General features: G+C 65.0%; 12 protein-coding genes. 6 read left to right on the forward strand and 6 right to left on the reverse strand.

Annotated elements, in window-relative coordinates; genetic code table 11:
* On the reverse strand, positions 1–442 hold a 442-nt coding region (locus tag AC1DYX_RS19895; RefSeq protein WP_477261989.1), incomplete at its 3' end, for a metallophosphoesterase.
* Between the two features lie 357 nt (positions 443–799).
* On the opposite strand from AC1DYX_RS19895, the gene AC1DYX_RS19900 reads away from it, so the two are divergent.
* From AC1DYX_RS19900 to AC1DYX_RS19925, 6 genes are all read left to right on the forward strand, one after another.
* The gene (locus AC1DYX_RS19900; protein WP_477261968.1) at positions 800–1,894 is read left to right on the forward strand and encodes a glycosyltransferase family 4 protein; all 1,095 of its coding nucleotides are present in this window, start codon (positions 800–802) and stop codon (positions 1,892–1,894) included.
* An 85-nt stretch (positions 1,895–1,979) separates the two neighbouring features.
* Complete coding sequence (locus tag AC1DYX_RS19905) at positions 1,980–2,306, forward strand: H-NS histone family protein (RefSeq protein ID WP_477261970.1); 327 nt, start codon at positions 1,980–1,982, stop codon at positions 2,304–2,306.
* A 248-nt stretch (positions 2,307–2,554) separates the two neighbouring features.
* Positions 2,555–3,937: a phosphomannomutase/phosphoglucomutase gene (locus tag AC1DYX_RS19910; protein WP_477261972.1), complete on the forward strand. Its 1,383-nt coding sequence runs from the start codon at positions 2,555–2,557 to the stop codon at positions 3,935–3,937.
* Between the two features lie 10 nt (positions 3,938–3,947).
* Entirely contained in the window at positions 3,948–4,928 is a 981-nt protein-coding gene (gene waaC, locus AC1DYX_RS19915; RefSeq protein ID WP_477261974.1) for a lipopolysaccharide heptosyltransferase I, read from the forward strand.
* The gene (gene waaA, locus AC1DYX_RS19920; RefSeq protein ID WP_477261976.1) at positions 4,928–6,190 is read left to right on the forward strand and encodes a lipid IV(A) 3-deoxy-D-manno-octulosonic acid transferase; all 1,263 of its coding nucleotides are present in this window, start codon (positions 4,928–4,930) and stop codon (positions 6,188–6,190) included. Before waaC ends, waaA begins: the two co-directional genes overlap by 1 nt.
* 46 nt (positions 6,191–6,236) lie before the next feature.
* Entirely contained in the window at positions 6,237–6,791 is a 555-nt protein-coding gene (locus tag AC1DYX_RS19925; RefSeq protein WP_477261978.1) for a YcxB family protein, read from the forward strand.
* 111 nt (positions 6,792–6,902) lie between these two features.
* On the opposite strand, the gene AC1DYX_RS19930 is transcribed toward AC1DYX_RS19925, so the two are convergent.
* Genes AC1DYX_RS19930 through glyQ form a run of 5 tightly spaced genes read right to left on the reverse strand, consistent with a single transcriptional unit; the run spans position 6,903 to position 12,279 of the window.
* Entirely contained in the window at positions 6,903–7,814 is a 912-nt protein-coding gene (locus AC1DYX_RS19930) for a M48 family metallopeptidase (RefSeq protein ID WP_477261980.1), read from the reverse strand.
* Between the two features lie 44 nt (positions 7,815–7,858).
* Positions 7,859–8,599 (reverse strand): lysophospholipid acyltransferase family protein, encoded by a 741-nt coding sequence (locus AC1DYX_RS19935; RefSeq protein ID WP_477261982.1) that lies wholly within the window; start codon positions 8,597–8,599, stop codon positions 7,859–7,861.
* A 52-nt stretch (positions 8,600–8,651) separates the two neighbouring features.
* Positions 8,652–9,227, reverse strand: coding sequence for a D-glycero-beta-D-manno-heptose 1,7-bisphosphate 7-phosphatase (gene gmhB, locus AC1DYX_RS19940; protein ID WP_477261984.1), 576 nt, complete (start codon positions 9,225–9,227; stop codon positions 8,652–8,654).
* A 13-nt stretch (positions 9,228–9,240) separates the two neighbouring features.
* Entirely contained in the window at positions 9,241–11,337 is a 2,097-nt protein-coding gene (glyS, locus tag AC1DYX_RS19945) for a glycine--tRNA ligase subunit beta (protein ID WP_477261986.1), read from the reverse strand.
* A gap of 18 nt (positions 11,338–11,355) precedes the next feature.
* A complete protein-coding gene (gene glyQ / locus AC1DYX_RS19950) occupies positions 11,356–12,279 on the reverse strand; it encodes a glycine--tRNA ligase subunit alpha (RefSeq protein ID WP_477261988.1) in 924 nt (307 codons plus the stop codon).
* Positions 12,280–12,334: the final 55 nt, after the last annotated feature.

Genomic DNA, 12,334 nt, shown 5'->3' on the forward strand with positions numbered 1-12,334 from the left:
GATTACCATGCGGCCTCCTCGCGCCTTGTCCACACTCGTCATGCATCGCCATCCGCTTCCCCCTGCCTACCATGGCAGGTTCCAGGTGGGCGTCCACGAACATCGCGAGCGGCCGCCGGCGCAGCCAGTCGATCAGCGCATCGCGGTCGGGGGCGGCCAGGATCTCGTCCAGCGTGTCCGAGCGGCTCGTCTTCTGCGCGCCGACGGCTACCGCGAGCAGATGCAGGTCGTGGTTGCCGAGCAGGGCGTCGACGCGGCCATCGCTCGCTTCCGACAGCGCTTTCATGCGGCGCAGCGCACCGAGGGAGTCCGGGCCGCGATTGATCAGGTCGCCAACGAACAGGATGCGGGCGTCAAGCCCGGCATCGTCGCGGATTCGGGCCAAGAGCAGGCCGGCTTCATGGGCGCACCCCTGCAGGTCGCCAATCACATAGGTTTTCATTTTGCTTCTTTTTACGGAGGCGGCCGAAGCCGCGTGGATGGGAATCCGGAGCGCCACGCGGCGGGATTCGTTTTGCAGGATCGATACTAATTGATTTGCCGGGATTTCGTGCAAGAGGCCGTTCAGGCAACCCGCGCATTACCAATTGTAAATTGCCTTGTCGATAGTTTGACGGTGCGGTTTAGTCTTCCGTCAATCTGAACAGGGGCCGCACGCGTAAACTGCTCATGTCCGATTGCCAGATGCCATCCGGTACAATGGTTTGGCTCAGTCCGCCCACGCTCGCGGAAATCCTGTTGATCCTGTGCCAGGCCAAAGGCTTTCGTCAGCGAGATCTTGCATTTAAAAAATAATAATATGTTTTCCTTCATAGTAAGTTTTTTCGCGTCTGCGCTGCTGACGCTCCTCGTCGTCAAGCATTCGAAATTGCATGGTTCCGCACTCGACGATAATTTCAGTGGCGTGCAAAAGGTTCATCTGCATGCGGTCGCGCGCATTGGCGGATTGCCGATCTTTGTCGCGGTCGCCCTGACCGCCGCCATTTCGGTCTGGCGCGTGCCCGACCTCGGTTATTGGCTGGTGGCGTTGCTGGGCTGTTCCTCGATCGCGTTTGCCGGCGGTATCGTCGAAGACTATACGGGGATGGTGCGTCCCTCGCGCCGCCTGATTTTGACCATGGTCGCCGCGCTGCTCGCCTATCTCGTGCTGGATGCGAAAATCGCGCGCCTGGATATGCCGTTCGTCAGCCTGCAGCTGCATTCGTTGTGGCTGATATTGCCGCTGACCGTGCTGGCCGTTGCCGGCATCGCGAATGCGGTGAATATCATCGATGGTTTCAATGGCCTGGCCAGCGTCGTCACGATCTTCATGCTGTTCTCGCTCGCCTACGTCGGCTGGCAGGTAAGCGATATGTTCGTGCTGGTGGCCGCGCTGACGGTCGCCGGTGCGACGGCCGGCTTCCTGATCTGGAATTATCCCGTCGGCCTCATCTTCCTCGGCGACGGCGGCGCCTATTTCATCGGTTTCATGCTGGGCGAACTGGCCCTGCTGCTCGTGATGCGCAATCCCCAGGTGTCGACGTGGTACGCGGCATTGCTGCTGATTTATCCGGCATTTGAAACGGTGTTTTCCGTTTATCGCCGGATGTTTGTACGTGGGAAATCTCCTACAATGCCGGACGGAATCCATCTGCACAGCCTGATTTTCCGGCGCATCGTCCAGTGGACCGTCGGCCGCAAAGAAGCCCGTGCACTGATGAAAAGGAATGCCCGGACCTCGCCTTACCTCTGGCTGTTTTCCTTGACTGCCGTTATCCCCGCGACCGTGTTCTGGCGGAATACCGGGTTTTTGATATTCTTCTGTCTATTGTTCATTATCAGCTACGTATGGTTGTACGCCCGTATTGTCAGATTCCGGGCACCGCGCTGGCTGATTTGGCACAAAAAACCCTGAAGAAAATTCAGATGTAGTATATTGCGGCAAATAGCAGTTATTCGATAAAATCCGTTACAACCTACTTTACTCAAAAGGAATCAAGATGGATCTGTCTAATTTGTCCCTGGGCGATTTGCGCAACCTGCAAGAGCAGATCAAGCAGGAAATGAAGAAACGTGAGGTTCAGGAAGTGCAAAAGGCACGCGAACAGATCCTGGCGATCGCGCAGAGCGTGGGCATGCCTTTGAAAGACCTGATCAGCGCCAGCGGCCGTGGCGGCAAATCGGCGGGCGCGAATACCGGCACCGTCGCCGTGCGTTATCGCAATCCGGACAATGCCTCGCAACAGTGGACCGGTCGCGGCCGCCAGCCGAAATGGGTCAAGGAATGGGTCGAAGGCGGTAAATCGCTGGACAAACTGCGCGTCTGATTTCGCGCGCCGTATTCTTTTGCAGGGAGCATTCGCCCGCGCGGATCTCCCGGCAAAAGATCGCGGCGCCCATTCCCTTCGGGCGCACGTCCTGTGCGCCTGATTGCGCCTCCGCGCGCACAGGCATCCGCCCCCAGCGGCGCTTCTTGCCGTTACAATATCTCTTTTTTCCTTCTTCCGATCCAACCGGTGATCGCAATGCCCGCGTGCGCGCATTCCGGTGCCCACTCCAGCAAGGTAGATAATTCATGGTCTCTCTTTCGAAAACAATCTTCAAGGCATATGACATCCGCGGCGTGATCGGCAGCACGCTCGACGCCGGGATCGCGCGTCGCATCGGCCAGGCCTTCGGCGCCGCCGCGCTGGCCAAGGGAGAGCGCACCGTGATCATCGGCCGCGACGGCCGCCTGTCCGGACCGGAACTGGCGCAGGCACTGGCCGCGGGCCTGCAGGCTGCCGGCGTCGACGTCATCGACCTCGGCATGGTCGCCACGCCGATGGTGTATTTCGCCACCAATGTGTTGAAAGCGCGCTCGGGCATCATGGTCACCGGCAGCCACAACCCGCCGGACTACAACGGCTTCAAGATGGTGCTGGCGGGCGAGGCGATCTACGGCGACGCCATCCAGGCGCTGTACCAGGCCATCGAACGCGACGATTTCCAGCCGGCCGCCCAGCCGGGTCACTATTCGACGCACGACATCAAGGCCGCCTACGTCGAGCGCATCGTCGGCGACGTCAGGATCGCGCGTCCGATCAAGATCGCCGTCGACTGCGGCAACGGCGTGGCCGGCATGGTCGCGGGCGACTTGTTCCGCGCCATGGGCTGCGAGGTGATCGAACTGTTCTGCGACGTGGACGGCCACTTCCCGAACCACCACCCGGATCCGGCGCACCCGGAAAACCTGCAGGACCTGATCGAATGCCTGAAAACGTCGGACGCCGAGATCGGCCTCGCGTTCGACGGCGACGGCGACCGCCTGGGCGTCGTCACGAAGGATGGCCAGATCATCTTCCCGGACCGCCAGATGATGCTGTTCTCGCAGGACGTCCTGGCGCGCAACCCGGGCGCCGAGATCCTGTACGACGTGAAGTGCACGCGCCACCTGGGCCCGTGGATCGAACAGCACGGCGGCCGCCCGCTGATGTGGAAGACGGGCCACTCGCTCGTCAAGGCCAAGCTGAAGGAAACGGGGGCCCCGCTGGGCGGCGAGATGAGCGGCCATATCTTCTGGAAGGACCGCTGGTACGGCTTCGACGACGGCCTGTACACGGGCGCCCGCCTGCTCGAGATCCTGACGCGCGAAACCGACCCGTCGGCGCTGCTCAACGGCCTGCCGATCGCGTCCAGTACGCCCGAGCTGCACCTGCACCTGAAGGAAGGCGAGAACTTCGCGCTGATCGACAAGCTGCGCGCGGAAGCCGAGTTCCCGGGCGCGGACCGGATCGTCGACATCGACGGCCTGCGCGTGGAATACCCGGACGGTTTCGGCCTGGCGCGCGGCTCGAACACGACGCCCGTCGTCGTGCTGCGCTTCGAAGGCGAGAATCCGCAGGCGCTCGACCGCATCCAGAAGGAATTCGCGCGCGTGATCAAGGCCGCCAGGCCGGACGCCGAGCTGCCGTTCTGAGAGTGACACCTTGAACATCCTGCTGGTGCGGGTGTCGTCGCTCGGCGACGTCCTGCACAACCTCCCGATCGTGGCGGACATTCATCGCCACTTTCCGGATGCCCAGGTCGACTGGGTGGTGGAAGAGGGCTATGTCAGCCTCGTGAAGCTCAATCCGCGCGTGCGCAAGGTGATTCCGTTCGCGCTGCGGCGCTGGCGCAAGGGCCTGGGCGATGCTGCCGTGCGCGCGGAACTGCGCGGTTTCTTCCGCGACGTGCGCGCCGAGCAGTACGACTACGTGTTCGACACGCAGGGCCTCATCAAGACGGGCATCGTCATGGCCTGCGCGCGTACGCGTCCGGGCGGGCAGAAGGTCGGCCTTGCCAACGGCACCGAGGATTCGGGCTACGAAGGCGTGTCGCGCATCTTCCATAGCCGCAGCATTCCCGTCGAACCGCGCACGCACGCGGTGGCGCGTGGACGCCAGGTCGCGGCCGCGGCGCTCGGCTACGCCGTCGACACGCCGCCCGACTTCGGCCTGCCGGCGCCGGAAGGCAGTGCGCGTCCGGCCTGGATGCCGCCGGAAGACTACGCCGTGTTCTTCCACGGGACGGCGCGCGACGCGAAAAAATGGCCGACGGCGCACTGGATCGCGCTCGGCCAGGCACTCGCGCCCATGACGGTGCTGCTGCCGTGGGGCTCGCCGCGCGAGAAGGAAGAGGCCGAGCGCCTGGCAAGCGCGCTGCCGAACGCGCGCGTGCTGCCCAGACTGTCGATGATGGACGCCGTGGAACTGGCGCGCCACGCGGCGCTGGCCGTCGGCGTGGACACGGGCCTGACGCACATCGCCGCCGCCTTCGTGCGGCCGACGGTCGAGATCTATTGCGATTCGCCGCGCTGGAAGACCGAGGGCAACTGGTCGCCGCGCATCGTCAACCTGGGCGACACGGGCGCCGCGCCCGGCGTCGCCGAGGTCGTGGCGGCCGCGCGGCGCCTGCTGGAGAGCCGCTGATGCGTCTTCTGTATTCGCTCATGTGGTGGCTGGCGCTGCCGCTCGTGCTGGGCCGCCTGTGGTGGCGCGGGCGGCGCGAGCCCGGCTACCGCACGCACCTGGGCGAGCGCCTCGGCTTCTACGGCCGCAAGTTGGAGAGTCGCCTCACGATCATGGTACACGCCGTGTCCGTGGGCGAGACGCGCGCGGCCGAGCCGCTGATCGAAGCCTTGCTGGCCGCACGGCCGGATTGCCGCATCCTGCTCACGCACATGACGCCGACCGGCCGCGCCACGGGCCGCGCGCTGTTCAATCAGCACGGCGAGCGCGTGGTGCAATCGTTCCTGCCCTACGATACCGGCTTCATGGTCGGCCGCTTCCTGCGCCATTTCGAGCCCGCGATCTGCATCCTGATGGAGACGGAAGTGTGGCCGAACCTGATCCACGGCTGCGCCGCGCACGGGGTGCCGGTGGCGCTGGTGAACGCGCGCCTGTCGGAACGCTCGCTGCGCCGCGGCCGCAAGATCGGCAGCCTGATGACGGATGCGGCGCGCGCGATCACCCTGGTCGCCGCCCAGACCGACGCGGACGCGGCGCGCATCGCGTCGCTGGGCGCGCCGCACGTCGCCGTCACGGGCAGCATCAAGTTCGACGTCATGCCGCCGCAGGCCGCGCTGGACACCGGCGCGATGCTGCGCGCGCGTTTCGCCCACCGCCCCGTATTCCTGTGCGCATCCACGCGCGAAGGGGAGGAGGCGCTCATCCTCGACGCTTTCAAGACCATGGACGCGCGCCCGGCGGGCATGCTGCTCGTGCTGGTACCGCGCCATCCGCAGCGTTTCGACGAGGTGGCGCGCATGGCCGTCGAACGCGGCCTGACCTTGGCACGCCGGTCGGCGCTGCCGGACCGCGTGGATGCCGACGTGCTGCTGGGCGATTCGATGGGCGAGATGTTCGCCTATTACGCGGCCTGCGACTGCGCGTTCATCGGCGGCAGCCTGCTGCCGCTCGGCGGCCAGAACCTCATCGAGGCCTGCGCCCTGGGCCGACCGGTGCTCGTCGGCGCACATACCTTCAACTTCCTGCAGGCGACCGAGGAAGCCGTCGCCGCGGGCGGCGCGTTGCGCGTGCCCGATGCGGCGACCCTGCTGCGCGCGGCCGCCGGCCTGATCGACGACGCCGACCGCCGCACCGCGATKGGCGCCCAGGCACTGGCCTTCGCCGCGCGCCATCGTGGCGCGACATTGCGCACTGTTGAACTCTTGCAACAATTTATTGCCTAGCTTTTGTTACCATTCTCTTTAGATTGGAAAACGAAAGGGGATGCACATGTTGTGGTCAAATCGCTCGCGGGCGGCCGGCCACGTGGATGGCGGGGCCGCTCTGCTGGACCAGCCTGACGCCGCGGATCTGGGGGCCGACGCGATGCCGGCAGCCACGATCCCGGTCGTGCATCCGCCGGCGGAACGTTACAGTCTGCACTTCTGGGTGCGCTATTCGTTCGCCGAATACGTACGTTTCATGTGGGAGCACGGCGGTTACCTGATCCGCCGCCGCCACATCCGCTGGCCGATGGGGTTGTATCTGCGCCTGAAAAGCACGCTGTCGGCGGCCATGCACTTCATCCTGCTGCAGCGCGGGAAGCGCCTGTACGAATTCCAGATCGACCAGCACGGCATCGTGCGCACCAGCGACATGGGCGTGAGCCTGATCGGCTGGGACGACGTGCAGCGCATCCGCACCTATTCGAACGGCTTCATGATGATCCTGAAGCGCGGCACGTTGCCGATTCCGTTCCGGTGCCTGAACAAGGATGAAGTGAGCGCGATGCGCGGCATCGTCGAGGCGCGCGCGGCGGGCGAATTGCAGTTCCGCGCGTCGTAAGAACGTTCTATCGGAGCGTAGGGTGGGCACCCCTGTGCCCACGCGGACGTTCGCAAACCGCTTACTTACGCGTGGGCTCGGGGAGCCCACCCTACGTATCGCCGACTCCGTTTAATCGTTCGGGAACAGCACCGGCATCTCCACCGACCGCCTCTTGAGCGCCGCCTTGGCGCCATCGTAATCCGGAAACACCTCGCCCACGACGGCCCAGAAGGCCGGGCTGTGGTTCATCTCGCGCAGGTGTGCCAGTTCGTGCACCACCACGTAGTCCAGCAGCGCGAGCGGGTAGTGCACCAGCTTCCAGTTCAGGCGGATGTTCCCGGCCACCGTGCACGAACCCCAGCGCGTGCCGGCCGACGAGATCGCGCACGAATTGTAGGTCACGCCCACGCGCGGCGCGTACAGGTCCAGGCGTTCGCGGAAGATGCGCTTTGCTTCGTCCTGGAACCACAGCTTCACGCGCTCCCGGATCTGCCACGTTTCCAGGTCCGGCGTCACGCCCAGGCGCAGCTCGCGCGTGTCGGCATCGAACACGCAGTGGCTGCGCGCGGCCGGTTCCAGGCGCAGGGTGAGGTCGGTGCCCAGGTACGGCAGCTGCGCGCCGTCGACCCATTCCACGGGCGGGCGCTCGGCGCGCAGCGCGCGGCGTTCGCCCCGTTCGAACAGCTTGGTGAGAATCCAGCGCTGCTTGGCGCGGATGGCGCGTTCGATGTCGTCCAGCGGCGCGCGGCTCGGCGACGTGACGAACAGGCCGTCGTCGCAGACCATGAAGCCGTGCGAACGGCGCGTGGAGCGGCGCAGCACGTAGTGCACCGTGTGCGATCCGAGCTGGATTTGCCGCAGCGGCGGATCGTTCGGGCCGACGGGCGGAATGGGTAACGTACGGGTCGGTACCGACGGTGCCTTGAACAGCGGGGCCGGCGGCACGGGTTTCGCTGCCGGCGGGGTCGGGGGCTTGAGCGTCGCGGCGAGTTCCTGGGTAAACAGCTCCAGCTGGTTCGCGTCGATCTTGGGGGAGGTCATGGTGGGCGGCTTCGGTGGTACTTTGGTCTGCGCGCCCAGTTCGTTCAAGTACCTGAATAGGCGTGGGGCGAAATGACGCGCATTTCCGATTCTATCCAATTTTCGACCTCTTGCATCAGGCTGTCGGGAGTGTGGTTTTCCGGCGATATCGGCTTGCCAATCGAGACGGTGATGAGGCCCGGTCGCTTGATGAACGAGTTCTTGGGCCAGCACTCACCTGAATTATGCGCGATCGGCACGACAGTCGCACCTGTTTCGATCGCCAGGCGCGTGCCGCCGCTTTTGTACTGTCCCTTCTGGCCCACGGGGATGCGCGTCCCTTCGGGGAACATGATGATCGACTGGCCGTCCGCGAGGCGCGCCTTGCCGATCCTGACCACGTGCGCGAACGCGCGCTTGCCCTTGCTGCGGTCGATCGGGATCATGCGCAGCAGCGCCATGCCCCAGCCGAAGAAGGGGATATACAGGATCTCCTTCTTGAAGACGTAGACGAGCGGCCGCTTCATGTTGGGCAGCATGAAGATGGTCTCCCACGCCGACTGGTGTTTCGACAGCAGGATGGCGGGATGGTCCGGCAGGTTCTCGTAGCCCTTCACCTGGTAGCGGATGCCACAGATGACGCGGGCGCACCAGATGATGAAGATGTTCCACTGCGACGTCACCTTGAAGCGCGTGGCGTACGGGAACGGCGCGGCGAGGAAGCATACGCAGGCCCAGACGACGGTGGCGACCGTCATCACGATCGCGAACGACAGGGAACGCAGGAACAGGACGGCATTACGCAAAGGCGTGCTCTCCGTGGAGGGTGTGGCGGTAGTTACGATCATGCTTTGAAAATCAGTTGGACGCGGACAGYGTGCCGGACCCCGGATTGGTCGACGACCTCAGGAAGGCGTCGACCATGGCGGCGAGGTCCGGGAAGATCAGCGTGCCGGGCGGCAGGCCGCCCTTGGCGTAGGTCTGCTCGCCCTTGCCGGTCAGGACCAGGTAAGGCACGCAGCCGCAGTTGAAGCCTGCCTGCAGGTCGCGCAGCGAATCCCCGACCGTGGGCACGCCCTTCAGGCTGACCTTGAAGCGCTTGCTGATTTCCTCGAACATCCCGGCCTTCGGCTTGCGGCAGTCGCAGTTGTCGACCGCCGCGTGCGGGCAAAAGAAGATCGCGTCGATGTCCGCGCCCACCAGCTGGGCGTTCGCGTGCAGCTTCTGGTGGATCGCGTTCAGCGTGGCGATGTCGAACAGTTCGCGCGCGATGCCGGACTGGTTCGACGCGATGACGACGCGGTAGCCGGCCTGGTTCAGGCGTGCGATCGCCTCCAGCGATCCCGGGATCGGGACCCATTCGGCGGGCGACTTGATGAAATCGGGGGAGTCCTCGTTGATGACCCCGTCCCGGTCGAGGATGATCAGCTTCATGCGCGCGCTCCGCTCAGGCAGCCAGTTTCGAGATGTCGGCCACGCGGTTCATCATGCGGTGCAGGATGGACAGCAGGGCCAGGCGGTTGTTGCGCAACGCGACGTCGTCGGCCATCACCATCACGTCGTTGAAGAACGCGTCGACGTCGTCGCGCAGCTGGGCCAGCGTTTTCAACGTGCCCGTGAAGTCGCCACGCTCGAACGCGGCATCGACTTGCGGCTGGACGCGCTGCACGCTCGCGTACAACGCCTTTTCGGCGGCGTCCTGCAGCAGGGCCGGATCGACGTTGCCTGCCTGGGCCAGTGCCTCTTCGTTCTTTTTCAGAATGTTGGCGATGCGCTTGTTGGCGGCGGCCAGCGAGGCGCTTTCCGGCAGCGCGGCGAAGGCCTGCACGGCTTCCAGGCGCTGCACGACGTCGTCCACGCGGTCCGGGTTCTGCGCCAGCACGGCTTCCACTTCGTTCGGTGCGAAGCCGCGGTCGCGCAGCAGGCCGCGCAGGCGGTCCAGCATGAAGACCGTGACTTCCGCCGTCGGGTCCTTGAACGTGGGCATGTAGTCGAACACGCCGGCCGCATCCTTCAGCAAATCGGAGATACCCAGCGCCAGGCGCTTCTCGACCAGCATGCGCATCACGCCCAGCGCGTGGCGGCGCAGCGCGAACGGGTCCTTTTCGCCGGTCGGCTGCAGGCCGATCGACCAGATGCCGACCAGCGTTTCCAGTTTGTCGGCCAGCGCGACCGTGAGGCCCGTATTCGTCGTCGGCAGCGCGTCGCCCGAGAAGCGCGGCTGGTAGTGCTCGGATGCGGCCAGCGCAACGTCCTCGTGCTCGCCGTCGTTGCGGGCGTAATAGGTGCCCATGATGCCCTGCAGCTCCGGGAACTCGCCGACCATGTCGGTCAGCAGGTCGGCCTTCGCCAGCTGCGCGCCGCGCTCGGCCAGCAGCACGTCATAGCCGAGGCGGCGGGCGATGGCGCCGGCCAGGCGCGTGACGCGCTGCGTGCGCTCGGCCTGCGTGCCCAGCTTGTTGTGGTAGACGACGTTGGCCAGCAGCGGCAGGCGCGATTCCAGCGACTTCTTCTTGTCCTGCTCGAAGAAGAACTTGGCGTCCGACAGGCGCGGGCGCACGACGCGCTCGTTGCCGCCGATGATGGCGGACGGGTCCAGCGTCTCGAGGTTGGAGACGATCAGGAAGCGCGAGCGCAGGCGGCCAGCAGCATCCGTCAGCGCGAAATACTTCTGGTTCGTCTGCATCGTCAGGATCAGGCATTCCTGCGGCACGGCCAGGAAGGCTTCCTCGAATTGGCATTCGTAGACGACGGGCCATTCGACGAGGGCCGCCACTTCATCCAGCAGCGCTTCCGGCATCAGCACCTGGTCGCCGCCGGCCTTGGCCAGCAGCTGGGTGCGGATCGATTCCTTGCGTTCGTCGGCATTCGCGACGACCTTGCCGAAGACCTTGAGCAGTTCGTTGTACGCGTCCGCATGCACGATATCGAACGGGTGGCCGTTCGACAGGAAGCGGTGGCCCAGCGTGCTGCGGCCGGCGGCGAGGCCCAGCAGCGACAGCGGCACGATGGTCTCGCCATGCAGCGCCAGCAGCGAGTGCACGGGGCGCACGAACTGCACGGTCGCGCCGTCCGGACGCTGGTAGCTCATCACCTTCGGGATCGGCAGCCTGGTCACGGTCTCTTCCAGCACCGGCTGCAGGCCGGCGGCCAACTGGCTGCCCGGTGCCGTGTAGGTGTAGAAGAAGCTCTCGGCCTTGCCGTCCTGGGCGCGTTCGAGGTCGCTGACCCGCAGTTCCGGGAAGCCGAGGGCGGCCAGTTTCTTGGCCAGCGGGGCGGTCGGGTTGCCGTCCTTGTCGAGGGCGACGGTCACCGGCAGCACCTTCTCGCGGATGCTCTTGTCGGGCGACGTGCCGCGCACGTTGGTGATGGTGACGGCCAGGCGGCGCGGGGTGGCATAGGTGGTGACGACGCTGTCGGCCTCGAGGAAATCACGGGTCTTCAGGCCGTTCGCGATGCCGGCGGCGAATGCGGCGCCCAGCTTGGCGAGGGCTTTCGGCGGCAGTTCTTCGGTCTGCAGTTCGACGAGTAATGTCTGGTTCATAGTGGTCTTGTTCTGTTCTCAGGCAGCCGCTTGGTCAGCTTTCGCGGCGTTCGGCAGCATCGGGAAGCCCAGCTTCTCGCGCGAGTCGTAATAGGCCTGGGCGACGAGGCGCGACAGGTTGCGCACGCGGCCGATGTAGGCGGCGCGCTCGGTGACGGAGATGGCGCCGCGCGCATCCAGCAGGTTGAAGCTGTGCGACGCCTTCATGATCTGCTCGTACGCCGGCAGCGTGAGTTCCAGCTCGATCAGGCGCCTGGCTTCGCTCTCGTGGTTGGCGAAGGCCTGGAACAGCAGGTCCGTGTTGGAGTGCTCGAAGTTGTAGGTCGACTGCTCGACTTCGTTCTGGTGGAAGACGTCGCCATACGACAGCGTTTTCTTGATCCCGTTCTCTTCCCACTCCGTCCATACGAGGTCGTAGACGTTCTCGACGCCCTGCAGATACATCGCCAGGCGCTCGATGCCGTACGTGATCTCGCCCAGCACCGGCTTGCAGTCGATGCCGCCGACCTGCTGGAAATAGGTGAACTGGGTGACTTCCATGCCGTTCAGCCAGACTTCCCAGCCGAGGCCCCAGGCGCCCAGGGTCGGGCTTTCCCAGTCGTCCTCGACGAAGCGCACGTCGTTCTTCTTCAGGTCCAGGCCGAGCGCTTCCAGCGAACCGAGGTACAGGTCCAGGATGTTTTCCGGCGCCGGCTTGAGCACGACCTGGTACTGGTAATAATGCTGCAGGCGGTTCGGGTTCTCGCCATAGCGGCCATCCTTCGGGCGGCGCGACGGCTGCACGTAGGCGGCACGCCAGGGTTCCGGTCCGATCGCGCGCAGGAAGGTGCCGGTGTGGAAGGTGCCCGCGCCGACTTCCATGTCGTACGGCTGGAGCAGGGCGCAACCCTGCTTGTCCCAGTAGGTCTGCAGGGTCAGGATGATTTGTTGGAATGTAAGCATATTATCGGCTTGATGCGTGGCTGGCAGCTGACGCTTCGCGCGCACGGGGCGCGAA

It is taken from the genome of Massilia sp. P2_C2, assembly GCF_056404615.1.